Source organism: Micromonospora citrea, from assembly GCF_900090315.1.
GTDB lineage: Bacteria > Actinomycetota > Actinomycetes > Mycobacteriales > Micromonosporaceae > Micromonospora > Micromonospora citrea.
The window spans coordinates 5,881,235-5,907,019 of sequence record NZ_FMHZ01000002.1; the positions used below are offsets into that span (position 1 = coordinate 5,881,235).

Consider the following 25,785-nt stretch of genomic DNA (forward strand, 5'->3'; position numbering starts at 1 on the left):
CAGGAGGTTTGGATGGGCAAGGCATTGGTCGTGGCCTGGGGCCACGAGTTCGTGGACGAGGTGGTGGACGCCCTCGGCGACGCCGCCGTGGACGTCGTTGTCGGGAAGCCGACCGTCGCGCAGTGGCGCGGTGCGCCGCTGGTGCTGGTCGACGCCCGCGTGCAGACGCTGGCGGCCGGGATGCCGGCGCACCCGTGCATGGTGGTCGTCGCTCCGGAGAAGCTGGACGGCGACCGGCTGGCCGCCGCGTACCGCGGCTGGCAGGCCGAGTACCCGGAGGTGCCGGTGTACCACCTGCCGACCGGCGCGCAGGCCGTCCGCCAGCTGGTCGCCGAGGCGGCCAACGGGCAGGCGGCCGAGGTGCGCGTCGGCGTGGTCGGCGGCCACGGCGGCGCCGGGGCGACGACCCTGGCGGTGGCGCTGGGGCTGGTCGCGGCCGAGGGCGGGCGGCGCACGCTGCTCGTCGACGCGACCGGGCGTGGCGGCGTGGACGACCGGCTCGGCACGCCGGCCGAGGGCCTGCGGGTGGTCGACGAGCCGTTCAAGCCGCTGCGGCCGGTCGACCGGTTCGCGGCCGACGTGAAGGTGGTCGACCTGGACCGGGCGCTGGAGGCCGGGCAGATCGAGGTGGCCCGCCAGTGCGACCTGGTGCTGCTGGTCGCCAACGTGCAGCGCAACGTGGCGGCGACCCGGTGGGTCGCCGCCACGCTGTCCGAGGCGGGCGTGCGGTGGGCGCTGGTGCCGACGTGGATGCACGACAAGGCGGGCCAGGAGCTGGCCAGCGAGTTCCGGGTGCGGTTCATGGCCGAGGTGCCGCTGGAGCCGCCGTCGATCTTCTCGGACGGCCGGGTGCACCTGCTCGACCGTTGCTGCCTGCTCGACCTGGCGCGGGACCTGCTGCGCGCCGCGCCGTACGCCGCCGCCCGGGTGGCGGCCTGACCGTCCCCGGCGGGTGCCGTACATTGACCTTGTATGGCATCCGGCCGTGGGAGGAGAGGAACAGTGAAGGTGAACCAGGTCAAGCTGAAGGCGGTTACGCGGAGGATCGCGGCCGACCTGATGACGCCGGGCCCGCTGTCGCTGCCGGTGATGGTCGGGCTCAAGGAGCTGGTCCGCATGTTCGGCGTGAAGGACAACACGCCGTACCAGTGGCGGTCGAAGGGCCAGCTGCCCAAGGAGGACGGCGAGGTCAGCAACAACCCGCAGTGGAAGCTGACGACGATCTACGCCTGGGCGGAGGAGACGAACCGGAAGATCGTGTGGGACCCGTGGGACGTCCTCGACGAGGACGCGGACGAGGCGGCGTAGGTATGAGCACGTCCGATGCCATTGCAGCCGTACAGAGCGGGTGTAGGGTGCCGGAAAACGTCTCGACCCCGCCAGGCGGTCATCTGGCGGGGCCGAAATGGACGTACCCGGAACGGAGAACGGGTCGCACGCGCATCGTACGCCAGTTCGGGCGACGGTGCGCTGGCGGCTTTGCACAGAGAGGCCGCCTGCATGGTGGACCGGTGGACGGTCGAGCGCGCGGTGAGGCACGAGCTCTGCACGCTGGACCCTCCCGGCCGGCAGCTCGTCCTGACGCTGCTTACGTGGGCCGACGCGGCCACAGCGGTGATCCCCGAGAAGTTCACGCCGAGCCTGACCGACTTGCAGAAGGCGACCGGGCTCGCCCGGTCGTCGGTCGCGAAGTGGCTGAACCTGCTGGAGGGAAAGGACGGCGAGGACGGCGAGGAGCGCCCGGAGAGCAAGTGGGTGTGGCGCGAGCGGCCGACGGTCGCGGACGCCAGGCGCAAGAAGGCCCGGACGGTGTACCGCCTGGGGGTGCCGCCGGATCTGTTGCGGCGGCTCACCGAGCTGGGCGTAGTTGGTCCGCGTGCCGGACCAGCCGCGCCCGAATCGCCCGGGTCTGGTAGTCCGGTGGACGGATCAGTGAAGGGCGCATCTAGTCCGGGTCGCGGACTAGAACTAGTCCGTCACGCGGACCGAGTTGGTCCGCCACCCGGACGCAAGACATACAGGGAACAAGAAACAGTTGGGGTCCGCGCCGCGAGCGGTGTCGACCACCGTTACGTCGAGGGGCCGAATGGCTCCTGTGCCCATCCCGGGTGTAGGAAGTCGGCTCCGCTGCACGGGCCCGCGCTGCGGGCCGTGCCTGAGAAGGGAAGGAGAGTGATCGGGGAGTGAGGGTGTACCTCGCGCCGGTCGACGTCGCGCAGTGCGCGACGTGCGGCGGCGACCTGGTGGCCGCCGGGGACGACTGGCGGCACCGCGACGCCACGGGTTGCACCGAGTTGGCCACGCCGGTGATCTGCCGGCATCCCGCCTGCGGCCTGCCGGCCGCTGTCGGGAGCTTGGCTTGCGCGGACTGCGCGGGTGCTTTTTCGTCGGTCGCGGGTGTCGGGTCGCAGTGCCCAACGGCGACCGTATAGAGTCTATGTAGGACGTTCGTTCACGTGGAAAGGGACGAAGGATGAGTTCACGGTTCATGCCCGCCAGCCGCAAGAAGGCCAAGGCGCGGATCGCCCTCGCAGGGCCGAGCGGGGCAGGCAAGACCCTGACCGGGTTGAAGCTGCTGTACACGCTGACCGGCTCGGTGACCGTCGCCGACGGCATCGAGCGGATCGCGTTCGTCGACACCGAGCGGGACTCGGCGGACAAGTACGCGGTCAACCCGGAGCTGCCCGGCGTCGGCGACATGACGCCCGAGGAGGCCGGTGGCTACGGGTTCTCGAAGATCAGCCCGGTGCGGTACGACCCGCGGCAGCTCGTTGAGCTGATCGACGAGGCGGCGGTGGCCGGCTTCACCGGCTTCATGCTCGACTCGGCCTCGCACTACTGGTTCGGGCCGGGCGGCATCCTGGAGCTGGTCGACCTGTTCGCCCGCAACCACGGCGGCCGGTCGATGGACGGCTGGAAGGACGTGCGCCCGGTCGAGCGGGCGTACATCGAGGCGCTGATGAGCTTCCCCGGGCACGTTGTGGTGTGCCTCCGGTCGAAGCAGAAGTACGAGATCACGGAGGGCGCCGACGGGCGGAAGCAGGTGTCCAAGCTGGGCATGCAGCCCGACCAGCGCGATGGCCTGGAGTACGAGTTCGACCTGGTGGGCGACCTCGACCAGGGGCACTACCTGCGGGTGACGAAGAGCCGGTGCGACGCCCTGGCCGACGAGGTGATCCACAAGCCGGACGCGGAGCTGGGCCACCAGCTGCTCGACTGGCTGGACAACGGCGAGCCGCCGAAGGACCTCGACTGGCCGAAGGCCCTGGCGGCGTGCTCGTCGCGGGAGGACCTGGCGGTCCTGTGGCAGCGGGCGCAGCGCCTCGGCAAGACGCAGAAGCTGCGGGACGCCTTCAATGCGCGAGGCGCGGAGATCGCGGCCGCGCGGCGAGCGGCCGAGGCCCCGGGCACCCAGCTCGACAGCGGGCTGAGCGAGGCGGCCGGCGCGACGTCGGTCAACGGCCGGCAGCCGGAGACGGCGGGAGCGGGCCGGTGAACGTGCAGCAGGCGGCCATGCGGGCGGCGGTGTTGAAGGCCCTGATGGACGAGGTGCGCAAGGTCTACGACCTGGCGCGGGCCGAGGCCGACGGCCAGCTGGTCGAGCTGAACGGCGAGCTGGGCGTGACGACGGTGCAGGTGAAGCTGCCGGGCTACGACGGCGCGGTGGCGCAGGTGACGCTCTCCGAGCCGAAGACGGGCTACGTGGTCGACGAGGCCGGGTTCCTGGCCTGGTGCAAGCAGGAGCACCCGTCGGAGGTGGCGGTGACGACTCCGGCGCCGGTCGAGTCGGTGCGGGCCGCCTGGCGCAAGGCGCTGCTCGGCCGGATGAAGGTCGAGCCGGACGGCACGGTGGTCGACGGCGAGACGGGCCGGGTCCTCGACTTCGTGGAGGTCGCGGAGCCGCCGCCGCCGTCGACGACGCTGACGTTCAAGAAGGGCGGCCGGGAGGAGGTGGCGGCGGCCTACCGGGACGGTCGGCTGGCGCTGCCGGAGCTGCTGGCGCTGCCGGCGGCCGAGCAGGAGTGAGCGGGTGCGGGGCCGGGCGAGGGGCGACCTTCTCCCGGCCCCGCTCCACATCGGAGCCGGGGGAGGTGAGCGGTGGCGATCGACGCGCGGCTGGTGCGTGACGGCCTGGTCGACGTGGAGGCGTTCGCCGCCGCCGCCGAGGTCGGCCCGGTCGGGGTGTGCGACGGCTGCGCCGGGCTGCTCGACGGCTCGGCGACCGAGGGCGGTGGCCTGGTGTGGCTGACGACCAGGTGCCAGGGCTGCGGGCGGGAGCGGACCGCACCGGGCGGGCGTGCGCTGCCGCGCCCCGCGGGCCAGCGGCCGGGCCCGCCGGCGTGGCTGCTGGAGGCGGCGGCCGAGCTGGACGCACGGCGGCTGGGCGAGCGGCCCGACCGCTCACAGCCCGTCTAAGCCGGGCCGGCGGACCGCCTCACTCCACTACCCGGCCCGGGCTGTTCGGCGCTCTCCGGGGACGGGGGACGACCGCCCTTTGTGTGACGCGCTCCACGGCCCGGAGCGTACATAAAACTTGTACGCGAGATTACCGTCTGCCTACAATGAAGTTGTACGTTCCGCCCCCCACTCTGCCTGTGAGGAGAGAGCCGAGATGCTGAGCTACGAGGAGATCCTGGAGCGCGCCCTGCTGGCCGCTGCCGAGACGCTGGACCTGGAGGAGGCCGCCGAGTCGGCGGGCGAGGAGCCGCTGGCCGACAGCGACGGCGAGCCGACCGAGGTCCGCGAGGTCCAGTCGCTGAGCGACGCGGGCTTCATGACGACCGACCACGGGGTGGTCATCCGGCTGACCGACGGCCGCGAGTTCACCCTGTCGCTCAAGCAGTACCGCTGACCGAGCCGGCGGGCGCGCCTCGAGCGTGCCCGCCGCTTCCGTGCCCGACCCGACCTGCCCTGACCTGAGGAGCGAGAGATGACCGAGCTGACCTGCACCGAGCGCCTTGTGACCCCGACCTTCAACGCCGAGTTCGTGCCCGAGGAGGACGGCGGGCCGTGCACCCAGCCGGCGGTCGCCCGCGTGGTGCTCGAGCACGACGGCGAGAAGTGCGGGGACGGCGGGCTGTGCCTGTTCGACCCGGAGGAGGGCCTGGAGCTGGCCCCGTGGACGCAGGAGCGCCTGCTGTGCGCCAACCACTTGCACGAGCACGAGGCGGCTGTGGCCGAGCGCGGCGAGCTGGTGGGGGAGACGCTGACCCGCCTGTGACGACCGACGAGAGCCGCCCGGGACCCCCGGGCGGCCTCGACCTGTTGGAGGGAAACCGATGGAGAGCAAGAGGGTGCCGGACGTGCCGGCACTGCCGACCGGCGGCGGTGCCGCCGAGGCCGCCGGGTAGGCCGGCGTGGTTCACGTGGAGAAGGTCGACGTGCCGGAGCGGCCGAGCCGGGGCGCGTGGGCGTCGGTGTGGCTGGCGTTCAGTGCCGGCATCGCGGCATCGCTGGCGGCGAACATCGCGCACGCCGGTGCCGGTGCCGTGGCGCGTGCCGTCGCGGGGTGGGCGCCGCTGGCGCTGCTGCTGTGCTCGGAGGTGATGACGCGGGTGCCGCCCCCGCGGCACACCTGGCTGCGGCGCGTGCAGATCGCCAGCACGGTGATCGTCGCCGGGGTCGCCGCGCTGGCCAGCTACCGGCACATGAAGGGCCTGGCCCTGGAGTACGGCGAGGACGGCCTGACGGCGAGCACGCTGCCGCTGTCCGTCGACGGCCTGGTGGTTGTGGCGTCGATCGGGCTGGTGGTGCTGTCGCAGCAGCGGCGCGAGGCGGACGCGGCCGAGCGTGCCGCCGCCCTGGCCCGTGCCGCCGAGCGGGAGGCGTTCCTGGCGTCCGTCGCCGCGGCCCCGGTGCCGCCGCCCCCGGTGCCGGTGCCGAAGCCCGGGCCGGAGCCGGTGCCGCCGGCCGCCGTGCCGGAGTGCGAGCCGGTGCCGCGTGCCGACGAGCCCGAGCACGTGCCGGTGCCGCTGCCGGACCCCGAGCCGGAGCCGCTGCCATTGCCGCCGGACCCCGAGCCGGTGCCGCAGTCGGCGCGGGTGCCGCTGCCGTCGCTGGACGTGGTGGTGCCGCCGGAGCCGTGGCCAGCCCAGCAGCCGGTGCCGCCGCCGGACCCGGTGCCGCCGGACACGGCTGACGAGAACGCGGCGGCCCGGAAGGTGTGGCGGGACTCGCTGGCGGCCGGGGAGCCGCTGACGGGCAAGGCGCTCGGCGACCGCTTCAAGCGCAGCGAGCGGTGGGGCCGGAACCGGATCAAGGAGGCCCGGGGCGAGCTCCAGGCCGAGCAGGAGGCCGGCGGTGGCGTCGCCGGCGAAACCGACCAGCAGGAAGCCCGGGTGCCGGTCGGCGCCGGGGTCGAGTAGAGGAGGAGAGACAGATGGTGTCGATGGCGATGATCCAGGCCGCGCGGGCGGCGCAGTTCCCCAGCGACCCGTACGCCTGGGTGCTGACCCGGGACCGGGACCACGAGCTGCACGGCACGTCGGAGTCGGAGGTCGGGACGGCTGGCCCCGGGCAGGCGACCGAGGAGATGTTCGAGCGGGCCCGGACGCAGGGCCGCCGGTTCCGACTGCTCGACGAGGGCGACATCGACGAGGGCGCGATCGCGGACGGGAAGGACGTCGACCCGGACGAGCGCGGCGTGGTGTACGAGGGCCTGATCTGGACCGAGGGGGAGCCCGGCGGCGAGGCCGACTTCGGGCCGCTGTACGACTTCGGCACGCCGAACTACGGGTGCGTCGAGATCCAGTACCGCGAGGGCGACCGCTGGGTTTCGCTGTAGTGGCGAGCCGTCCGGTCGCAGTGGTTGAATGTGACCGGCCTCGTCCCACGATGCCGTGCGGTGTGCGGGGCCGGTCAGGAGAGCCGTCGGGGGACAGCGAGGCCTGACCGGACCCGCAACCGACCAAGAGCCCGGGACCTCGAGCAGGGGGTCCCGGGCTCATTGTGTCCGCAGTTGTCCGAGTTGCCTGTGAGGTCACAGTGTCTGGAAGGCGACAATTGCTGCGGGTGACTCATACGAGCCCGTAGGTAGCACGGTGCGATGGAGCACTGCTAGCTTATAGGCCGGTCGAGTTCAGGCCGGCTTTTCGCGTGCTGGGGGTCCGATGCGTTGCTACGGGTACGACGAGACAGGACTGGAGATCATCGACGCCGAGGCGGCGGTGATCCGCGACGTCGTGAAGCGAGTGCTCGACGGGGAGAGTATGCGATCAACCGTCGCCGATCTGCGGGCGCGAGAGATCATGACGTCGGCCGGGCGGCCCTGGACCCAGCAGTCGCTGTCGCGGCTGCTGCGCAACCCGCGGCTGGCGGGCCTGCGGACCTACCACGGCGAGGTCGTCGGCAGCGGCTCGTGGGCGCCGATCATCGACGCGGCCACCCACCAGCGGCTGCTGGAGCTGCTGGACGCTCCGGAGCGCAAGCAGCCGGGCGCGACGAACGTGCGGAAGTACCTGCTGTCCGGCGGGTTCCTGGTGTGCGGCTACCCGCTGCCGGATGAGCACGGGCCGGGCACGCACATCGACGGGAAGCCGCTCTACACGCAGCCGAGCAACAGCGGCAAGCGCGGGTACGTCTGCCGGGCCGGCAGCCCGAGCTACGGGTGCGGGCGCATCCGGATCGCGGCGGAGAGCCTGGAGGAGGAGGTCGCCGCCCGGGCGCTCGCGCGGCTGGCGTCGCCGAAGGTGCGCGCCCGGCTGGAGCGCGCGGTCGGCTCGGCGCTCAGCGGCGAGGGGACGATGCAGGCGGTTCTGCAGGCGATCGACGACCGTCTCGCCGAGGCCGGCCAGGCGTACGCCAAGCGGGAGATCAGCCTGGTGACGCTGACGGCGATCGAGGCCGAGGCGAAGCGCGAGCAGAAGCAGCTGCGCGAGCGGCTGGCCCAGGCGCAGCGGTTGCAGGCGCTGCCGGCGACGACGCCGGAGGGCCTGGCCGAGTGGTGGATCGACGCGCCGCTGGAGCGGCGCCGCGAGCTGCTGGCGCTGGTGCTGGACCGGATCATCGTGAAGCCGGCGACCCGGGCGGGGGCGACGCAGCTCGACGTCGACCGCCTGGAGTTCGTCTGGAAGTGACCGGTGAGTAGTTTCCTCCGCATTGTTCTATCGGCGCGGGGTGCCTCGATGTAACAGGGCGCTGCCGCGTGGTGCGTGAAAAGTATTTGCCGAGTTCGGTTCCGCCCTGTTTTTTCCGGCCACCGTCTGCATAGGATCATCTGCGTTGATCTTTCTTAAGGCTGCCTTAACCGCCGGCTGCCCTGTGGGGCCGCAGTGGGATGGTTAGTGCATCGAGACGGATGACGGGGAGCTGAGACGTTGTACCGGAAGCGCGAGATCGAGGTCCAGACGCTGGCGGAGCGGATCGAGGCGGAGCTGGCGTCGGGGCGGGTGGACGACGCCGACCTCAGCGACGAGCAGGCGGAGAAGGTGGCGGCCGTGCTGCGGCCTGAGGCGCCGGTCGAGATGCTGTCGAGAGTGGCCGGTCGGGCGGTGCGGCGCACGGTGCGGCGCACGGTGCGGACGGCTCGCAGCATGGCGGCCGCTGGCCCCCTGGCCCCGACGCTCCTCGCGGCGATGGTGTCCTCGACGGCGATGGCATCGTGACGCGCTCCACGGTCCGGTGTACATAAAACATTGACGGCAAGATCGTCTTTTGACTACAATGAATGTGTACCGCTTGGTGCGCCCCCGTTCACTGTGGAGGAAGACGATGGTTGCGAGTGTGACTGCGAAGAAGCCGGCGAAGCCGGTGCTGCGGACGATCCCCGTCGGAAAGATCGAGGCGGACCCGGACCAGCCGCGCAAGCAGTTCACCGAGGAGGAGCTGGCCGAGCTGGCGGCGTCGATGAAGAAGCTCGGCCAGCTCCAGCCGGTCGCCGTGCGGAAGCTGGCGAAGGCGGGCACCTACCGCCTGGTCGTCGGCGAGCGGCGCTGGCGGGCCGCCCAGCAGGGCGGCATCGAGGAGCTGGCCGCGATGGTCTGGGAGATGGACGACGAGGCGGCGTTCATCGCGCAGGTGGCGGAGAACGTCAACCGGCAGGACATGACGGCGATGGAGGAGGCCGCGGCCTACGCGCGCCTCGCGGACGCCGGCTGGGAGGTCGAGGCGATCGCCGAGCTGTTCGGCAAGAGCCAGCCGTACATCGGGTGGCGGATCGACCTGCTCGGCCTGATCGACGACGCGAAGCAGCTCGTGGCCAAGGGTCAGCTGCAGGTGGGCGTCGCCTGGTACGTGTGCCGGCTGTCCGCCGACCAGCAGCGGCGGTTCCTGGTGAAGTGGGCGCGCGGCGAGTTCTCGTCGGCGCGGGACGCGGAGGCGTTCGCCAAGGCGTGCAAGGCGGCGGAGGACCAGGGCGGGTTCTTCCAGCTCGACGAGGCCGAGCACAGCGAGGAAGAGCAGGCCGAGGTGGTTGCCAAGCGGAAGAAGGTGACCAGCAAGATCGACCGCCTGGCGGCGGCCGGCGAGATCCTGGCCGAGCTGGCGCAGCTGGACGAGGTGGAGCTGGCGAAGCTGCTCGCCGGCGCCGACGGCGGCGTGGCCGCGTACCGGCAGCGCGTCGACCACCTGCGGACGGCGGCGGGGAAGGTGTCGGCGAAGCTGCGCAAGGCGCAGGCGATCGCGGCGTCGGTCAAGGTGGAGCTTGACCCGGAAGTCGTGGTGGAGGTGCCGGCCGAGCTGGTCGACGTGACGCCGGTGCCGACGGTGCCGGGGCCGCTGGTCAACGACGGGTCGATCAAGGTGGACCCGAACTGCACGTGGGAGGGCCACGCCGACGCGGTGCAGGAGGTCGGGTTCTGCTCGGTGTGCCAGCACTGACCGGTGCGAGTGGACGCCCCGCGGGCTGACCCGCGGGGCGTTCCTCGTCCCGGCGCAGCCTGCGCGGGCGCGGTGGGAGTGGCTATGCTCCGGGCGTGGACGCCTGTTCGCGTGGAGCGCACTGATGCCGGTGCTCGGGCCGATCGACCTGACGCCGTGCGGGATCTGCCGGCGAGCCCGGGTGCGGGCCCGCCGGGGCGACCGTGACCCGGTGGTGCTGTGCCTGGCCTGCGACGGCGGGCCGCTGGTCGAGAAGGCCCGGCGGGTGCTCTCCGACGAGCAGCGGCGGGCTCTGAACCTGTGAGGCGGCGTCGCCGTGCCCGTCACCTGTACGGTCGCAGTTTGACTGTGCGTGGTCTGTCCGATACAATGTCTATGTACAACCCCCGGCTGTTGGAGGCGATCGGTGCGAGGCGAGTGGTCACGGTCCTGTGGGCGTGGCCGCTGCCGTCCGGGCCGGCCCGCCTGCGGCAGGCGATGCGACGAGCGCAGGCCGAGCTGTACCGGCAGGCGCGGATGATGAACGCGGTCCCGCTCGGACCGGCGGCCTTCCGGGTCGCCCGACGCGCGGTGTTCGACACCCACGCCGGTCCGGCGCTCGTCGCGGAAGTCAGGGCAGCTCAGCTGCCGAAACCGAACGGAGAGGGGACAACTGTGCCCGCAAGCTGTACGGCCGCAATGCGTGACTGCGGCCCCAAATATCGGTGGGGTGAGGCCCGATGAGCCACACCACCCAGCACGAAGAGCAGGCCCGGCAGGTGAAGGCGGCCCTGCCCGGCTACCTGGAGGTGCGGGAGACGGCGGCCGCCGTGCTCGTCGCCACCGGGAAGGACATTGGGCTGCGCCTCGACGAGCGCGACGCCCGCGACCTGGCCGAGGCCGTGGTCGACGCGATCCACAAGGGCGCCGAGGTGCGCGGGATCGCGTTCGCCTGCGACGTCGCCGACCTGGAGCTGGCCGCCCACGAGCGGTACCTGCTGCCCGGCGCGCGGCAGAAGGCGGCCAGCGGCGACTCGCTGGCCCGTGCGGTCCTGCACGACCTGGAGCAGTACGTCCAGGGCGCGGTGAAGCTGCGCAACGAGCTGGTCGAGCGGCTGGCCCGCGTCGGCGGCGAGTGGCTGGCCAGCCGCACCGCGAGGGCGGTCGTGCCGATGCCGGCGCCGAAGGGGCAGCACCGGGCCGGGGCCAAGGTCGCGGCGTAGTGGCCGACGAGCCGAAGACGGCGCGGGACCGGGCTCTGGCCCGGGCCCGCGCCACCCGGCGCGAGACGGGGGCCGAGCCGCCGCCGCGCCGGGGCCGCCCGATGGCGACCCGGCCGCCGGCGGACGCCCCGCCGGTCGACGACCGGGTGGCGACCCTGGCCACGAGGTACCTCGTCGACGGCTACAGCGCCGACGAGGTGGCCGAACGGCTCGGGGTCGACCGCGGATGGTGCCAGGGGATTGCCGCCCGGCTGCGAGGGAGGAGGTAGCCGATGCCTGACCAGGTGGCGGCCAGCCCCGACGAAGAGCCCGTGGAGTGCGAGGACTGCGGACGTCCGCTGCGGACGAAGCGGGCTCGTGCCGAGCGGGTCGGACCGAAGTGCCGCATCAAGCGGCTACTGATGGAGGGAGCAGCGTGAGCGTGATCCTGAGGCACGAGGGCGGGATCTACGTGCCGAGGGTGGAGGCGAGGGCGGTCCTGCCGCTGCCGCCGCTGCCCGACGCCCAGCCGGTCGATGTCGCCCACGGCGACGCGATCGTGGAGCTGGAGCTGCTGACCATCCAGGGTCCGCCGTCGGTGGTCGCGTCCGCGCTGGACGCGCTGGGCGCTCACCTGGACGAGCTGGTCCCGTTGATCGGGAAGCTCTACTACGACCACGAAGAGCCTCAACATGGAGGTTGAGTTGCAGCTGTACACGAACCGCTACCAGCGGTTCAGCCCTGACCAGGGCGCGCCGGTCCGGACGACGGTCGGCAAGCCCCGGTTCCCGTTGCCGTACGACCTGGCCGGGTTCGCCCGGCTGCTGGCGCCGACGTACGGGATGCTGCGGATGCAGGAAGGGCCGTACCGGCACATCTACCTGGAGCGGCTGGAGGCCGCCGGGGTGGACCTGATCTCCGAGCAGTTCGCGGAGATCGCCGACGCGGCCGGTAGCGACCGCCTGGTCCTGCTCTGCTTCTGCGACCTGAACGTGCCGCCGCCGGAGAACTGGTGCCACCGGCGCATGTTCGCGGCGTGGTGGGAGGACCAGACCGGACACGAAGTGCGCGAGCTGGACCGGCGGCGCGAAACGCCGGCAGCGACCCTGTTCTGACGACGAAGGAGTTCACGTGGAACTGACTCTTGACCGACCTCGACCGGACGCGGGCGTGCCGCTCGACCTCGACCCGCACCTCCAGCCCGGCGAGCCCGGGTACTTCTCGGGGGAGTGGCTGGAGTACCCGTACGACGGCGGCCGCCGGTTCGAGTCGGCGTACGCCGGCACGCTGGTCCGGCGGTGGAACGGCTGGGCGGTGTGGTCCTGCACCCGCGACGTCGCCGCCGCGGTGGTGACCGACCAGGAGATGTCCCGGCGGCACAACCGGGTGCTGCTGGAGCACTCGGGGCTGGCCGGCGACAAGCTGGAGCGGTACCTGGACCAGGACGTGCCGCCGATGCGCTGGGAAGGCGACGTGATCGTGGTCGACCGGAAGGCCCTCGATGAGGAGGACCTGCGCATCGAGCCGGACGAGCACGGCCGGTACGTTGTGATGGGCGGCCACTGGATGTGGGAAGAGGTGCCGGTCGACGCGGCCGACACGGTGCACGGGGTCGCTGAGCGACCGTAGCCGTACAGCTGGGGGCCGGTCCGATGGGCCGGCCCCCTTCGCTTGGGCAAGATCAACGGTGATCCCCGGGGGATCACGGCGGGGAACAGAGGGCTACAAGCGGCCACGACCGGGCACGAGTAGACACAAGCTGAGCAGCGCCGATAGAATCGTTGCAGCTCAACGGGTTGGAGCTGCGGGGTTCAAGTCCCCCCTCGGACACCACTCTTCGTGCCAGATCACGAGAGCTCACCATCATGGTGGCTCTCGATGAGGGCACCGCGTAGCACTCCTGCATCCGTCGTTGGTCGCGGCCTTCGCTGTTGCGCGCTGACGACCCGCGAACGCCTGCGGCGGTCACCATGACGACCGCCGGGCAACCGTTCCGCCGACGCCTCAACGAGCAGATGATCGGCGCGGTCATCCCCACTCCGCTTCCTCGCCCGGCACCGCCACCGGCTCCCATGCCGGCGCTGCCCGCAGCCCTCCTAGCTGGGCGGGAACCGGTCGAGGACCTCGTCTTCGACGTGGCCCGCCCGACCGCCGACGGCCGGGTGGCGGCCCGAACGTTGCTGCGGGCGCTTCGCTGGCCTGCCGGTCACCGCCTCCACGTCGACGTCACCGACGGCCTTCTTCTGATCACTGCGAGACCCGACGGGACGCACGCCGTCGGCGCCCGCGCGGCACTACCTCTGCCCGCCGCAGCCCGGCAACTCTGCGGTATCCATCCGCGTCGGCCGGTGCTGCTGGCGGCGATCCCGCCACGCGATCTGCTCGTCGTGCACCCCTCGAACACCATCACGCGACTCCTCACGGACCTGCACGCCACCCTCCTCGGAGACCCCTCGCATGCCGGCTGATCCGTCACGCATCGCCACCGCCCGGCAGATGCTGGCCCACCTCGGCCTCACCCTGGCCGACCTCGCCGCCGACCCTGACCTGTCGCGCGATATGCCGACGCTCGCCGAATACCTCCCGCGGGTCGCGGCCGCCGCCAGTCCGGGCACCCGCCGCACCTACGGCACCTACTGGGACAGGATGACTGCGGCGCTCGGTCACCTGCGGTTGGACGAGGTGACCCCCAGCGACATCGAAGCCTTCATGCGGCAGGTCACCGCCGGTGCCCGCACCCGACGCACGGGCCGCCAGGGCCGTCATGCCGGTGAGCATGTCATCGCCGCCGCCCGCGCCGTCTACCGCCGGGCCATCGCCGACGGCTACCTCACCGCCGCGGCAAGCCCGGCCCACCGGGTCGTTAAGCCGCGCCGGCTACCCAATCCCCGCCGCGCCCTCACGCCCGAGGAACCGCAGGACATCAACCTGGTGGTGCGTGCCAGCGGCAACGACGTCATCCTGGATGCCCTGCTGCTGCGGCTGCACACCGAAACCGCCTGCCGACGCGGCGGCGCCCTCGCCCTCCGCCTGGTCGACCTCGACACCGCCCATGCCCTGGTCCGCCTCACCGAGAAGGGTGGCACCCTGCGCTGGCAACCCATCACCCCGACCCTCGCCGAACGCCTCCAAGAACACGCCCACGCCCGGGGCGCGGTCCTGCCCCCCGACCGGTTGCTGCGCTACCGCAACGGCCGGCCGATCAGCAGCCGCCGCTACGATCACCTATGGAAACGCATCGGCGAACGTCTGCCCTGGGTAGCCGCGCAGGGCATCTCCACCCACTGGCTGCGCCACACCACCCTCACCTGGGTCGAACGCCACTTCGGCTACGGAGTAGCCCGCGCCTACGCCGGACACACCGACCGCCGCGGACCCGCCACCACCACCTACATCAAGGCAGACCTTCACGCCGTCGCCACCGCCCTCGCGGCCATGACCGGCGAGCCACACCCCCTCGCCTCACCGCACACCTCCAGGTAGGCGACGTCGTTACGCGGACGGCGGGTGCGGTTGTTACGGCTGTGCCACGCGTCAGGACACTCCCACCTTGTCACCCTGGCCCTGGCCCGCTCCAGGAATGTGGGTCGGCGGCAGACAGTGTGGATTCAGGTCGTGGCCCAGGTGGTCGGAGGCTCGGCTACTACTTCTCTGCCTCGGCCACGAAGACGCCGACTCCGGGGCGGCCGAGCAGAATCCGGCGCTCCACCCACACTCCGACGTCGACGGCATCCGCACGCTCCTGCGCGCACTGACCAAAAGCCCTCGCTGACCTCGACGCCGAACCACACGAAGACACGATCACGCTGGCCACCCAGCTCCGCACCAGCCTGGATGAGAAGTGACCGTCCCCGCCCCGCCCCGACTCACCTCCGCCGGCTGCCCTCGCCAGCCGTTGTGCCGGTCCTGGGCTGTCCACCGTCGTCCACGGCGTGCCCCCGACCAGCCGTGGCAAACCGCCTGCGCGTGCGGGCAACCGCTGTGGTCGAACCCCGTCCTCCACCTGGCTGCTGCACCGGATACGGCTGGCGCACCGCCTACACCGTCGAGGCCCTCGCCGCGCCCCGCTGCCCGGCCGGGCCGGCTGGCTATTGGCCACCGTCGCGTTGTGGACCGCCGGCATGATCGTGCTCGCCCTCATTGACCTGGTCGTCATGCTCCGGAAGTGGTCGGCGGCGGTTTCGTAACCAGCAGCACGGCATCGGTCGTCTGGCGTATCCGCTTCTGCTTGATATGCCGATGAGCGCTCACGTGATCATGGTGCGTCCGGCGACCGTCGACTGGCTGGCGCCTCCGAACCGTCGTCTGCCGGCGGCCGGGGGCATCGGGAAGGCGTAGCAGCGTGTGCCGACCTCTCCGGCGCCCGAAGACGAGCCGCATCGCAGCGGGTGGTAGGCGGGAGACGAGGTCACAGTAGTCGGCCGCGAAGCGCGCCATCTCCGTCGCGCTCAGATGTGCCGCGACGCACCTGCCGTACCCCAGGCGCCGAAATCGCGCGACCTCCCAAGTGGTGCACCTACAGCGTCGACGGCCAGTCCGGCCGTCGGCGCAACTGCTCCTGGTCGAGCGCGGGCACGGCAACTAGCAGCTCGACCGCCAAGTACGCGACGTCTGTGGCCGCTCCACACAGGTCCGCCCATGTCGGCTTTCCGGCCCGGGCTGCCATCCGAGGTCGGCAGAGGCCCGGCTGTTCTACCCGTTGCGAAGAGTCGTGATGATCCGGTCGGTGTCCCCGGACGCGATCGCGTCGAGGATCCCGGTGATCCTGGCATCTTTCTCGGCCGCCTTAATGACCTTCGTCAAGTTCGCGCGGTCGGTGTAGAGGGAGCGGGCGAGTTCGGCGATCGGCAGCTCCTCACTCGGCACCCGCGCGTACCCCGCTAGGCCGAACTTCAGGGAGTGGCGGGCTTGCTGGAGCTGTGCCTCGCCCGCCTCGCGCATCAGCCATGCGCTCACGACCGATTGCGCCATGCCGGGCGGTCGGGGCGTGTCGGAAGCAATTGCCTCGTCAGCGCTTCCATACTCCAGGGCAAGGTCGGTGACCCATCGGGCGTAGGTGCCGTACGCATCGAGAACGGTGTACGTGTGTACGACCTCGATACCGCCGCCGGCCAGGGTACGGATGATCTTCGACTCCTTGGGGCCGACTTCCTCGGGCACGATTGCGACGACCCGGTCCCGCCATCCACAGAACTGGCTGGCGGCCCCGGTGCGCAGGCTTTGGGCCAGGAAGACGCGGGCGGCGTCGTCGAATACGTCCTCCCGTCGAGTGCCCGCTGTCGCTATCCACATTCGGGACGGGGTTCCAGGCTCCCAGCCACCGTCAGCGTCCAGCGTGATGTCGCTCTCGTATAGGACCGTCTCGCCCGATTTCACCGCTTCACCGAGGACCCGGCCGGCTTGAGAGATGAAGCCGGCGATGTACTCGGATGTGCCGGTGTCGACCAGGCCGGCAAGGCGGTTCCGTTCGGCCGGGTCGTCGACTGTGGCAGCGTGGCGTGGGGTGAGGAGGTCCGCGAGGTACCGAAAGTCAACGCGTGTCATGGGTACACACTACACATCCCTCCTTCACCTTGGTCGAGAGTCACACCAGCGGTTACTTCGATTGCGTGTCGACGGTCTCCCGCGATTGGCTGGGGTGACTCAACCTACGGAAACTCGGCGGTGATGTGCGCTCACGCCACCCAAAGGCGGGCGTTGACCGTCAGCGCCTGTCACTGTCCGTGTGCCTACCCGCTCGGGACTCGTTGCGGTTGTTCTCGCCAGCGGAGTACAGCCCGCTGCCGGGGTGGGGGATGCCTCGGTAGGAGGGCGAGGGCTTCCCGACCGCCGGGCACGTCGTGGACTATCTGCGGGCCTGCGAGCAGCGGTACGACCTGCGGGTGTGCAGGCCGCTCCGGGTTCCGCGTGGCGTGATCGGGCGGGCTTGTGGTAGCAGCCGACCGCGAATGCTCGGTGAAGATCACTTGCCAGCTTGCGCCGGAGCTGCGTTTCGGACTACTTGGTTTACGCTTCGATCTGCGCTAAGGTCTTGTCAACGCGAGCGGAGGATGATGCATGGCCACGATTGAGGTTGACGACGGCACCAAGCGGACCGTGTCCTTCGCCGCGCGGATGGCGAACGTCACGGAAGGTGAGATCGTGCGGCGGCTGATCGCCGATAGCTCCTTGGCTGGCGATGAGCCAACCGAAAGAGAGAACGGCGTACCGATTTACGCCGACTACGAGGGGCACCGGACGCGTGCACTCTATTTCGCACCAGCCCGAGTTCAGATCGTCGACGGCCCACTCAAGGGCAAGTCCTTCAAGACTCCCACCGGCGCGGCCCGCGCAATTGTTCGCCACTACAACCCGAGGGTGAACGACAACCGCAACGGCTGGAGCTTCTGGCAGATCGACAACGGCGGCCCTCGAGTCTGGCTCCAGTCGATCCGCCCAACGAACGCCGACGACTGATCGCCTAGTCAACATTGTCAAACGATCGCCAGCAGCCGTGCCCCGCCCGTCTGCGGCGCACGTCACGTGAGGCCTGCCGATGGTAGGTTTCACCCCAGGATTGAAGGGGCACCCACCGACGAGTTCGGTCGCTGCCCCTCTTCCTTCTCTGGCGAAAGCGCTATCGGCGCCTAGGCTCGAGCAGCTCGACGACCGACAGGCCGGTCTCCCCATCGACCAACTGAAGAGCCAGCTCTGCCCGGGCGGCCAGGTCGAGCGGGTGAATGCCCTCGGTTAGGGCCGCATGGGCCAGCCGGTCGAGCCCGGCACCGACCAGCGGCGCGCCGATGCGCAAGGCTGCCTGCAGCGCCACGCCCTTGGTCGACCCGCCATGCAGCACGATGTTGCGGGTCCGGTACAACCTCCGCAACGCGATCTTGAAGGTCGTGACCGCTTTGTTCAGCTCGGCGCGGGGTTCGGCGACCAAACGGACCATCCGCTCGACGGCGGCCATGTCGCTGTGGCGCTGCAACTTGCGTCCAGACAGGTAGGGCAGCGCCGTTCTGGCGATCATGCCGTCGGCCACCGCCCGGGCACGCTCGATGTTGGTCGTGCACGACCCCAGGGCCGCGCTGAGCGTGTCCGGCTGGGGCGGATCGTGGCGGTGTGCCAACGCAGTGAGCTCGGCTCGGGGCCACGAGCAGGCGATGATCGCGGCGAGCCGGTCGGCGGCGACGGCCTTGCCGGAGCGCTCCTCCTCCTGAGGATCGTCGGGGTGAGTGAGCAGCGACTCCACAGCGGCCCAGCCGCCGGCGACCGCCGGGCCGAGCGCGCCCTGGTTGAGTGGTGCCGCCAGTTCCAGCGCGTCGTCGATCAGGCTGCGTTCGCCGTCAACGCGGTAGAGGTGGCCTTCGTGTACGAGCGCGAGGATGTTGGCCCCGCGCGCCGGGGTGAGCAGCGGTATCGGTTCGGAGTGGCCGTCGACCCAGATGGACGGGGCAGCGGTGATGCCGCCGCGGTTGCTTCGCTGGAACGACGAGCGGGCCACCATCCGTTCCACAAGCTGGCGGGCATGGTCGGCAGCGCCGTAGGCGTCCAACGCTCTGACCTCGTATCGAAAGCCACCGCCGGCGCGAAGACCGCGGGTGGTGAAGCCACGCGCTTTGAGCCATTCGATGACCTGCCCTTTGGTCATCCAGTTCGGTTGCTGTTCCGCTAGCAGCCGCTCTGGTGCGGCCAGCAGCACCACAACGACGTCGAAAGACCGCTTGGTCGCACGTGCCAGTGCGGCAGCGGCTTCGATGACCTCGATCGCCGTGGCCTGGCCGGCATTGAGTTCGTTGGCCCAGACCGCAAGATGGTTTGCGTCGTATCCCAGGTCCAGCAGGTGCCCGGCAACCGTCCGTGCGAGCCGCTCGGGCTTGGGTCGCTCGGCGAGGTGCTTGGCGACCGCGGCGGCCCACCGGTCGACGTAGCCGGGACGGGCGTGCTCGATGAGCTCTTTGAGACGTCGCCGGGCTGGGCTCGGGTCGGGCAGCGGCGCATTGAGCAGGGCTGTCAGCTCCTTGCGCAGCTCCTTTTCGCCAAGGCCGACGTCGGGGCCGACAACTGCGCGCAGCTGGTTGCGCTGCCAGTCACATGCCGTGGCAGTGAGCACCTTCTGCGCCGCCCAGGCGCTAGCCTCCCATAACTCCTCCAAGGCCAGCAACGAGCCGACGTCCCACAGCCGCCGCGGCCAGGGGGTGCCGTCGATGGTGAAGAAGTCGATCATTCGGGCGATCACGTGCCGGTCGTAGGTCGCGGTGGCTGCCGGCGTGGTGGGCGTGGTCACATATGAACGGTAGTGGGAGACCCCGACAGCCGCCGTCCCGGCGGTGGCCGGCCAGGTCGTGTATTGTTTTTGGCAGACACAGAGGGGCACCCGCCGAAAGGCTACTGCCCCTCTTTCTTTACGCCCTGATGTCTGCTTTCGCCTGTTGTGGGCTCGCGTGGGCCCTCTCAGCCCACGCCGCTGCGGCGATGCGCCCGACCCAGACCCGCACATGATCTGCTGTTCTCCGGGATTGGTCTACACACCCCCGCCTCGTGCACTGCGGCACCGCTGGCCACGTGCACGACCAGCGGCAAGATCCTTGACGCCGCCTGGCAAGCCCACCCGGACCGGTTCACCCGCCGCCCCCCGACCCCGGCCCTGCCCGACACCGTATGGATCAACAAACCAGCAGCTCAACCCGCAGATTTACAGAACACCTGACCACGAAAATTTCCCACTTGACTTGTGTCAGGTTCCGCTCAGGATCCACGCGAAGCGGTACGCGTCGTCGGCCACCGATGGCTCCCGACCGTCGGGAACGACGAGGCCCAGGACGCCGTCTCCCGTTGTCACCGCCATGACACGACCTTCCCTCCAGGGCCCCGGCAAAGTCGTCAGGTGATGCCGATTAGTGCCAGGGGGCGGGTGCTGTCGCGGGCGTGATGTCGGTTGGCGGCGGCGATGTTGGTGACCCCGGTCAGGCGGAGGGCGCCGATGGCGGCGTTGCGTAGGGTGGCCATGACCTCGGGTCCGGTGCCGGTGCGGATCTGGGATCGGTCTTCGTCGTAGGTGACGTTCCGCACCCAGTGGATCTTGTTTTCGATGTTCCAGTGGCCGCGGATCCATGCGGCCAGTTGCCCCGGTCTCGCTTGGTGCACGCGCAGGTCGGTGATGGCGTAGACGGTCTCGGTGGTGAAGCGTTTCGGCTGGTCCAGGCGCCGCCTGCGGCGGCGGATCTGCAGCGCTTGAGCGGCGTGGGGGAAGTTGATGCCGGTGGAGATCGTCAGCGCCTTCATGGTGCGGACCTCGCGGCGGCCGTGTCCACGGTCGGTGTCGCGGGTGGCGTCGGGGACGGCCCGCCAGGGCAGACCGGGAGCTGGGCGTGCAGGCTCGGCTGGTTGCCCTTCACGGTCAGGATCCAGTGCGCGCCCCGTTCGGCGAGGTAGTCGACATGCTCCCGCTGGCAGTGCAGCGCGTCAGCGGTGATCACGGTGTCGCGCAGGTCGCCCGCCCGCCGAGGTTGCGTCCAGGGAAGTGGTGTACGACTTGCCCGTGATGGGCGTGTTGCGTAGATGAGAGACGGCCATCGCGTCGATCCTTCAAGACGACCAAGTCAGAGAAGGAAGAGAGAACGCGATGGCCGCTTCAGAGAGTGTGAACCCTGTTGACCTGCTGCGCGAGCAGATCGAGGGCGCGTCGCCGGACGTGTTGCAGGCGATGATCAAAACGTTCGCGCAGGCGTTGATGTCCGCTGAGGCGGACGCGATCTGCGGCGCCGGTTACGGGCAGCGCAGCGAGGATCGGGTGAACTCCCGCAATGGCTACCGGCCTCGGGAGTGGGACACCCGGGCCGGGACGATCGACCTGGCGATCCCGAAGCTGCGCCAGGGCTCCTACTTCCCCGACTGGTTGCTGACCCATCGCCGGCGGGCCGAGCAGGCCCTGGTCTCGGTCGTGGCCACCTCCTACCTGCTCGGGGTGTCGACCCGGCGGGTGGAGAAGCTGGTCGAGCAGCTCGGGATCCGGCAGCTGTCCAAGTCGCAGGTATCGGAGATGGCCGCCCACCTGGACGCGCAGGTCGAGGCGTTCCGCAACCGGCCCCTCGACTCGGGCCATTACACGTTCGTGTGGATGGACGCGCTGACGATGAAAGTCCGCGAGGCAGGCCGGACCGTCAACGTTCATGCCCTGATCGCCGTCGGCGTCAACGCCGACGGAGGGCGCGAAGTCCTCGGCCTCGACGTCGCCTCGGACGAGGACGGCGCCGGCTGGCTGGCCTTCCTACGATCCTTGACCGCCCGCGGCCTGACCGGTGTCCGCCTGGTCATCTCCGACGCCCACGCCGGCCTCGTGGCCGCGATCGGAGCCGCCCTGCCCGGCGCGTCATGGCAACGCTGCCGCACCCACTACCTGCGCAACCTGCTGACCAAAGTCCCGAAGTCGGCGCAACCGTGGATCGCCACACTCGTCCGCACGATCTTCGACCAACCCGACACCGACGCCGTCCGCGCCCAGTTCACACGGGTCGTGACCACCATCGAAGCCAGGTTCCCGGCCGCGGCCGAGCACCTCGACACCGCCCGCGACGACCTCCTCGCGTTCACCGGCTTCCCCCGCGAGATCTGGCGCCAGATCTGGTCGAACAACCCGCAGGAACGGCTGAACAAGGAGATCCGACGCCGCACCGACGTCGTCGGGATCTTCCCCAACCGGCCGGCGATCATCCGCCTCGTCGGCGCCGTCCTGGCCGAGCAGACCGACGAGTGGACCGAAGGCCGCCGCTACATGGGCTTGGAACTCCTCGCCAAAGCCCGCCTCATCCCTGCCCAGCCCGACCGACACGACACCGACCAGGACGAGCCCACCCCGATCGCCGCATAACATCAACCCGGATCCCGCGATGGCCGTCTCTTACACCACTCGCGCGGACGTGACCGTCGCCCGATCTGGTCGAGCAGTGGCTGAAATCGGGTGATCTCATTGGTTTTACCGTCGACGTCGGTACTGGCCAGGACCACGCCGACCGCCTGGTCGCAGGCAGCGAGCACATGCCGGGCCGCGTTGTCGGTGGTGCGCGAGCCGCGCAACGTCTTGCCGTCGACGGCGATCGCTCGCCGGGCCGTCGACGTGCCGGCCGCAGACCGGCTGGCGAGCCAGACACTGACCGCCGCGGTCAGCAGCTGCGGGTCCATGGCCTGCAACAGCCGGCGGATCATCGCCTCGGACGGGTGCCGGTCCGGGGGCCATGCCCAGCGCAAACGCGGTCGTCGCCGGCACGTCGGCGATTCACTCAGCGATCGCGGTGTAGGAACGATTGCCCGCCACCACCGCGCATACCGCAGCGGTCACCACCACCGACAGCCGGTGCCGCACCCCTCGCCGGGCCCGCGGATCAGGCAGATCGGCCAGCGCTGCGAGCAGCCCGCCAGCGGCTTCGGACACAGTCAGAGCCGGTGCACACGACACCGACGAGATCAGCGATGATGGCAGCGCGGGCATGACTCACTTCGGCGATCAACACGGCGTAGGAACCTTGATGATCTTCCGAACCAGTCATGCCCGTCTTGCTGCCATCAACAACGGCGCTTCTGCTCCAGTCCACTCAAGTCGGACACCGCCACGACTTTGCCGGGGCCCTGACCTTCCCTCCGACCGGGCGGTAAGCAGCTTGTCTCTCCGCTTGTTCCTGCCGCCCTGCCCGCTCGTCCGCGTCCCCGTCCGGTATCGATGCCGGCACTACCCGCCCGAGTTCAACTACCGGCGGCCGCCAATCCCGCTGAACTTCTGCTAGGGACGGCCCTCCCATCCCGCTGCGGCCGAGTGGTCGCGCAGCACATCCTGCGCGCGCTGGGCTGGCAGCCGGGACATCACCTCGACATCCAGCCGCACCAAGGGATGCTCATCATCGCCTCGGCCGGCGATGGTCGGCACAAGGTGGGTAGCCGAGGGCAGCTGCCACTGCCGGCGTATGCGCGACGTATGTGCCGAATCGAGCAGGGCCAGCCGGTGCTGCTGGCTGCTCTTGTCATCCATGACCTGATCGTTGTGCATCCGATCGGCGCCGTCGCTCGGCTGCTCGCCGACCTGCATGTCGAGGTGGCAGGAGCCAGCTATGTCTGCTGACCCTGCCACTGTTGCCGCGGCCCGGCAGGTCCTCGCGCATCTCGGTGCACCCTGGCCGACCTCCAGTCCAACGCCGGCATGTCACTCTCTCTGCCGACGGTCGCCGAGTACCTGCCTCGCGTCCTTGCGGCGGCGGGCCCGGGTGCGAGACGTACGTACGGCACGTACTGGGCGCGGATGGCCGCAGCGTGGGGTGATTGGCCTCTAAACCACGTCGCAGCGAGCGACATCGAGGCGATGAAACAGCAGATGATCGCCAGGGCCCGGTCGCGGCGTAACAGCCGCAACGGCCGGCATGCCGGCGAGCATGTCATCGCCGCCGCCCGCGCCTTCTACTCCCGGGCTGTGGCTGATGGCCTGATCGACGCCTCGGCCAGTCCCGCCCACCGCGTCGCCAAACCCCGCCGCCTCCCCAGCACACGCCGCGCCCTGACGCCGCACGAACTGGAGGAGATCAACGCGGTGGCGCGGACCAGCGGCAACGACGTCATCCTCGACGCCCTCCTGCTGCGCCTGCACACCGAAAGCGCCTGCCGCCGCGGCGGCGCCCTCGCCCTGCGGCTTATCGACCTGGATCGCACCAACGGGCTCGTGCGCCTGGCAGAGAAAGGCACCGTGCGGTGGCAGCCGATCAGCCTCGACCTGGCCGAGCACCTGCACGAACGCGCCCGCGTCCGCGGCGCCGTTCTGCCCACCGACCGCTTGTTGCGCTACCGCGACGGCCAGCCGATCAGCAGCCGCCGCTACGACAACCTGTGGAAACGCATCGGCGAGCGCCTGCCCTGGGTCGCCGAGCAGGGCATCTCCACCCACTGGCTGCGCCACACCACCCTCACCTGGGTGGAACGCCACTTCGGCTACGGGATAGCCCGCGCCTACGCCGGGCATACAGACAGCCCAGGATCTTCCACCACCACCTACATCAAGGCCGACCTCCAAGACGTCGCTGACGCCCTGTCGGCGATGACCGGACAGCCGCACCCACTCGTCACGACGCGCGAGACCTCCAACGGTCCGGCGACAGCAACCTTGTCCTGACCGGCCAATCTGACTTGCCCCAGGCGGCGCGGTGGGGAGTGGCTCCCCATCGCGCCGCAGCACGGCACGGCAGGTTGAGGATTGCGGGTTGGGCGACAACAACACAGAGCGCGTCCCTCCATGGATCGGTTGGTGGCGCTTCACCGCATAGCCTTGCGGCGGTCGACGGACAGCAAATGATCACATCGTGCGATGGCTTCGTCGCACTGTGCGGGTAGCCTGACGCCGGCCGAGCGAACACGCGGGGTCTGTGGATCTAACGGTGTTTCCGGCCTGACCCACCGGGCGTTGTGCCTGGTGAGGAGGGTGCCGTGATGACCGCGACACTGAACGACGTGACCGGACGGAAGAAGCGGCCTGAGCCGTCTGCGGAGGAGCAGGCCGCTGCCGAGCTCGTTCGGGCGGCCAAGGAACAGGGCCTGTCGTTGACCGGGCCGGACGGTCTGTTGAAGCAGTTGACCAAGACGGTCCTGGAGACCGCGTTGAACGAGGAGATGACCGAGCATCTCGGCTACGCCAAGCACGATGCGGCCGGTGCGGGGTCGGGCAACATCCGTAACGGCAGCCGGCCGAAGACGGTGCTGACCGACACCAGCGGGCCGGTGCAGATCAACGTGCCACGGGACCGGGCCGGCACGTTCGATCCTCAGATCGTCCGCAAGCGGCAGCGGCGCCTGTCGGGGGTCGACGAGGTGGTGTTGTCGTTGTATGCCAAGGGATTGACGACCGGGGAGATCTCGGCGCACTTCGCTGAGATCTATGGAGCGTCGGTGTCGAAGGAGACGATCTCCCGGATCACCGACAAGGTCATCGAGGAGATGACCGACTGGTCCCACCGGCCCTTGGACGCCATTTACGCGGCGGTGTTCATCGACGCCATCGTGGTCAAGGTTAGGGACGGGCAGGTGGCGAACCGGCCGTTCTACGCCGCGATCGGCGTCTCTCTCGACGGCGAGAAGGACATCCTCGGGCTGTGGGCCGGCACAGGTGGTGAGGGCGCGAAGTTCTGGATGAGTGTACTGACCGACCTGCGCAACCGCGGCGTCAAGGACGTGTTCTTCCTCGTCTGCGACGGGCTGAAAGGGCTGCCCGAGGTGGTCACGAACGTGTGGCCGCAGACGGTGGTGCAGACGTGCGTGATTCATCTGATCCGCAACACGTTCCGGTTGACCTCCCGCAAGTACTGGGACGAGTTGAAGCGTGACATCAAGCCGATCTACACCGCGGTCAACGCCACCGCCGCCAGGGCGGCGTTCGACGACCTGGCCGACAAGTGGGGCGGCCGGTATCCGGCGGTGATCCGGTTGTGGGACAACGCCTGGACGGAGTTCATTCCGTTCCTCGACTACGACGTCGAGATCCGCACGGTGATCTGCTCGACCAACGCGATCGAGTCCCTCAACGCCCGCTACCGGCGAGCGATCAAGGCCCGCGGCCACTTCCCGAACGAGCAGGCCGCGTTGAAGTGTCTGTACCTGGTGACCCGGTCCCTGGACCCCACCGGAGCAGGCAGAGCCCGATGGACGATGCGCTGGAAACCCGCGTTGAACGCCTTCGCCATCACCTTCAGCGACCGCTTCCCAGCCGCTGAAACCTACTAACCAAGATCGCCGGAAACACCGTTGGCGAGACAGCCCCAACACGCGAGGGAAGATGCCC

Annotated in this window: 32 protein-coding genes; 26 read left to right on the forward strand and 6 right to left on the reverse strand. The window is 70.1% G+C overall.

Annotated elements, in window-relative coordinates; genetic code table 11:
- Window positions 1-12 precede the first annotated feature (12 nt).
- The 21 genes from GA0070606_RS26895 to GA0070606_RS26995 all read left to right on the forward strand — a co-directional run bounded on the left by GA0070606_RS26895 (window position 13) and on the right by GA0070606_RS26995 (window position 14,480).
- Window positions 13-939: a hypothetical protein gene (locus GA0070606_RS26895; RefSeq protein WP_091105771.1), complete on the forward strand. Its 927-nt coding sequence runs from the start codon at window positions 13-15 to the stop codon at window positions 937-939.
- Window positions 940-1,002: 63 nt separating this feature from the next.
- Window positions 1,003-1,308 carry a hypothetical protein gene (locus tag GA0070606_RS26900; RefSeq protein ID WP_091105774.1) on the forward strand — a complete coding sequence of 102 codons (306 nt, stop codon included), beginning with the start codon at window positions 1,003-1,005 and terminating at the stop codon, window positions 1,306-1,308.
- A 1,165-nt stretch (window positions 1,309-2,473) separates the two neighbouring features.
- The gene (locus GA0070606_RS26910) at window positions 2,474-3,496 is read left to right on the forward strand and encodes an AAA family ATPase (RefSeq protein WP_091105779.1); all 1,023 of its coding nucleotides are present in this window, start codon (window positions 2,474-2,476) and stop codon (window positions 3,494-3,496) included.
- Window positions 3,493-4,026: a hypothetical protein gene (locus GA0070606_RS26915; protein ID WP_091105781.1), complete on the forward strand. Its 534-nt coding sequence runs from the start codon at window positions 3,493-3,495 to the stop codon at window positions 4,024-4,026. The genes GA0070606_RS26910 and GA0070606_RS26915 overlap by 4 nt, the downstream gene beginning before the upstream one ends.
- A 72-nt stretch (window positions 4,027-4,098) precedes the next feature.
- Entirely contained in the window at window positions 4,099-4,416 is a 318-nt protein-coding gene (locus GA0070606_RS26920) for a hypothetical protein (protein ID WP_091105785.1), read from the forward strand.
- A gap of 196 nt (window positions 4,417-4,612) precedes the next feature.
- Window positions 4,613-4,852: a hypothetical protein gene (locus GA0070606_RS26925; protein WP_091105787.1), complete on the forward strand. Its 240-nt coding sequence runs from the start codon at window positions 4,613-4,615 to the stop codon at window positions 4,850-4,852.
- Between the two features lie 78 nt (window positions 4,853-4,930).
- Window positions 4,931-5,221, forward strand: coding sequence for a hypothetical protein (locus tag GA0070606_RS26930; RefSeq protein ID WP_091105790.1), 291 nt, complete (start codon window positions 4,931-4,933; stop codon window positions 5,219-5,221).
- A gap of 136 nt (window positions 5,222-5,357) precedes the next feature.
- Window positions 5,358-6,365 (forward strand): DUF2637 domain-containing protein, encoded by a 1,008-nt coding sequence (locus GA0070606_RS26935; RefSeq protein WP_141721843.1) that lies wholly within the window; start codon window positions 5,358-5,360, stop codon window positions 6,363-6,365.
- A gap of 14 nt (window positions 6,366-6,379) precedes the next feature.
- Complete coding sequence (locus tag GA0070606_RS26940) at window positions 6,380-6,784, forward strand: hypothetical protein (protein WP_091105796.1); 405 nt, start codon at window positions 6,380-6,382, stop codon at window positions 6,782-6,784.
- A gap of 325 nt (window positions 6,785-7,109) precedes the next feature.
- Window positions 7,110-8,075: a recombinase family protein gene (locus GA0070606_RS26945; RefSeq protein WP_091105798.1), complete on the forward strand. Its 966-nt coding sequence runs from the start codon at window positions 7,110-7,112 to the stop codon at window positions 8,073-8,075.
- Between the two features lie 240 nt (window positions 8,076-8,315).
- On the forward strand, window positions 8,316-8,603 hold the full coding sequence (locus tag GA0070606_RS26950; protein WP_091105801.1) for a hypothetical protein: 288 nt from the start codon (window positions 8,316-8,318) through the stop codon (window positions 8,601-8,603).
- 118 nt (window positions 8,604-8,721) lie between these two features.
- Window positions 8,722-9,816, forward strand: coding sequence for a ParB/RepB/Spo0J family partition protein (locus GA0070606_RS26955; RefSeq protein WP_176737431.1), 1,095 nt, complete (start codon window positions 8,722-8,724; stop codon window positions 9,814-9,816).
- A gap of 124 nt (window positions 9,817-9,940) precedes the next feature.
- Window positions 9,941-10,120, forward strand: coding sequence for a hypothetical protein (locus tag GA0070606_RS26960; protein WP_091105807.1), 180 nt, complete (start codon window positions 9,941-9,943; stop codon window positions 10,118-10,120).
- Between the two features lie 415 nt (window positions 10,121-10,535).
- Window positions 10,536-11,018, forward strand: coding sequence for a hypothetical protein (locus GA0070606_RS26965; RefSeq protein WP_091105810.1), 483 nt, complete (start codon window positions 10,536-10,538; stop codon window positions 11,016-11,018).
- Window positions 11,018-11,287, forward strand: coding sequence for a hypothetical protein (locus tag GA0070606_RS26970; protein ID WP_091105812.1), 270 nt, complete (start codon window positions 11,018-11,020; stop codon window positions 11,285-11,287). The genes GA0070606_RS26965 and GA0070606_RS26970 overlap by 1 nt, the downstream gene beginning before the upstream one ends.
- 3 nt (window positions 11,288-11,290) lie before the next feature.
- Window positions 11,291-11,437, forward strand: coding sequence for a DUF6011 domain-containing protein (locus GA0070606_RS32730; protein ID WP_176737432.1), 147 nt, complete (start codon window positions 11,291-11,293; stop codon window positions 11,435-11,437).
- Window positions 11,434-11,700: a hypothetical protein gene (locus tag GA0070606_RS26975; RefSeq protein ID WP_091105815.1), complete on the forward strand. Its 267-nt coding sequence runs from the start codon at window positions 11,434-11,436 to the stop codon at window positions 11,698-11,700. Before GA0070606_RS32730 ends, GA0070606_RS26975 begins: the two co-directional genes overlap by 4 nt.
- Window positions 11,690-12,112 carry a hypothetical protein gene (locus tag GA0070606_RS26980; RefSeq protein ID WP_091105818.1) on the forward strand — a complete coding sequence of 141 codons (423 nt, stop codon included), beginning with the start codon at window positions 11,690-11,692 and terminating at the stop codon, window positions 12,110-12,112. Before GA0070606_RS26975 ends, GA0070606_RS26980 begins: the two co-directional genes overlap by 11 nt.
- 16 nt (window positions 12,113-12,128) lie before the next feature.
- On the forward strand, window positions 12,129-12,626 hold the full coding sequence (locus GA0070606_RS26985) for a hypothetical protein (RefSeq protein WP_141721845.1): 498 nt from the start codon (window positions 12,129-12,131) through the stop codon (window positions 12,624-12,626).
- A gap of 341 nt (window positions 12,627-12,967) precedes the next feature.
- Window positions 12,968-13,465: a hypothetical protein gene (locus GA0070606_RS26990; RefSeq protein ID WP_091105823.1), complete on the forward strand. Its 498-nt coding sequence runs from the start codon at window positions 12,968-12,970 to the stop codon at window positions 13,463-13,465.
- Complete coding sequence (locus tag GA0070606_RS26995) at window positions 13,455-14,480, forward strand: tyrosine-type recombinase/integrase (protein ID WP_091105825.1); 1,026 nt, start codon at window positions 13,455-13,457, stop codon at window positions 14,478-14,480. Before GA0070606_RS26990 ends, GA0070606_RS26995 begins: the two co-directional genes overlap by 11 nt.
- A gap of 1,209 nt (window positions 14,481-15,689) precedes the next feature.
- Here the strand turns inward: GA0070606_RS26995 and GA0070606_RS27000 are convergent.
- Window positions 15,690-16,541 carry a hypothetical protein gene (locus tag GA0070606_RS27000; RefSeq protein ID WP_091105828.1) on the reverse strand — a complete coding sequence of 284 codons (852 nt, stop codon included), beginning with the start codon at window positions 16,539-16,541 and terminating at the stop codon, window positions 15,690-15,692.
- 513 nt (window positions 16,542-17,054) lie between these two features.
- On the opposite strand from GA0070606_RS27000, the gene GA0070606_RS27010 reads away from it, so the two are divergent.
- Window positions 17,055-17,453: a hypothetical protein gene (locus GA0070606_RS27010; protein WP_091105830.1), complete on the forward strand. Its 399-nt coding sequence runs from the start codon at window positions 17,055-17,057 to the stop codon at window positions 17,451-17,453.
- Window positions 17,454-17,613: 160 nt separating this feature from the next.
- Here the strand turns inward: GA0070606_RS27010 and GA0070606_RS32735 are convergent, their stop codons facing one another.
- The 3 genes from GA0070606_RS32735 to GA0070606_RS33540 form a co-directional block, all read right to left on the reverse strand.
- Entirely contained in the window at window positions 17,614-19,263 is a 1,650-nt protein-coding gene (locus tag GA0070606_RS32735) for an integrase (RefSeq protein WP_176737171.1), read from the reverse strand.
- Between the two features lie 596 nt (window positions 19,264-19,859).
- Window positions 19,860-20,261 (reverse strand): transposase, encoded by a 402-nt coding sequence (locus GA0070606_RS27020; protein ID WP_245724818.1) that lies wholly within the window; start codon window positions 20,259-20,261, stop codon window positions 19,860-19,862.
- The gene (locus tag GA0070606_RS33540; protein WP_245724819.1) at window positions 20,258-20,455 is read right to left on the reverse strand and encodes a hypothetical protein; all 198 of its coding nucleotides are present in this window, start codon (window positions 20,453-20,455) and stop codon (window positions 20,258-20,260) included. Before GA0070606_RS33540 ends, GA0070606_RS27020 begins: the two co-directional genes overlap by 4 nt.
- A 146-nt stretch (window positions 20,456-20,601) precedes the next feature.
- Between GA0070606_RS33540 and GA0070606_RS27025 the strand changes: the two genes are divergently transcribed.
- A complete protein-coding gene (locus GA0070606_RS27025) occupies window positions 20,602-21,846 on the forward strand; it encodes an IS256 family transposase (RefSeq protein WP_091105832.1) in 1,245 nt (414 codons plus the stop codon).
- A gap of 2 nt (window positions 21,847-21,848) precedes the next feature.
- Here the strand turns inward: GA0070606_RS27025 and GA0070606_RS33545 are convergent, their stop codons facing one another.
- Together GA0070606_RS33545 and GA0070606_RS33550 are read right to left on the reverse strand one after the other, a co-directional pair.
- Window positions 21,849-22,181: a transposase gene (locus GA0070606_RS33545; RefSeq protein WP_245724820.1), complete on the reverse strand. Its 333-nt coding sequence runs from the start codon at window positions 22,179-22,181 to the stop codon at window positions 21,849-21,851.
- 70 nt (window positions 22,182-22,251) lie between these two features.
- Window positions 22,252-22,464 carry a transposase family protein gene (locus GA0070606_RS33550; protein WP_245724821.1) on the reverse strand — a complete coding sequence of 71 codons (213 nt, stop codon included), beginning with the start codon at window positions 22,462-22,464 and terminating at the stop codon, window positions 22,252-22,254.
- A 321-nt stretch (window positions 22,465-22,785) separates the two neighbouring features.
- On the opposite strand from GA0070606_RS33550, the gene GA0070606_RS32205 reads away from it, so the two are divergent.
- The 3 genes from GA0070606_RS32205 to GA0070606_RS27045 all read left to right on the forward strand — a co-directional run bounded on the left by GA0070606_RS32205 (window position 22,786) and on the right by GA0070606_RS27045 (window position 25,727).
- On the forward strand, window positions 22,786-23,088 hold the full coding sequence (locus tag GA0070606_RS32205) for an AbrB/MazE/SpoVT family DNA-binding domain-containing protein (RefSeq protein ID WP_141721847.1): 303 nt from the start codon (window positions 22,786-22,788) through the stop codon (window positions 23,086-23,088).
- A 237-nt stretch (window positions 23,089-23,325) separates the two neighbouring features.
- Window positions 23,326-24,126, forward strand: a complete 801-nt coding sequence (locus GA0070606_RS27040; RefSeq protein ID WP_245724822.1) for a tyrosine-type recombinase/integrase — start codon at window positions 23,326-23,328, stop codon at window positions 24,124-24,126.
- Between the two features lie 314 nt (window positions 24,127-24,440).
- Entirely contained in the window at window positions 24,441-25,727 is a 1,287-nt protein-coding gene (locus GA0070606_RS27045) for an IS256 family transposase (protein WP_091094740.1), read from the forward strand.
- Window positions 25,728-25,785 lie beyond the last annotated feature (58 nt).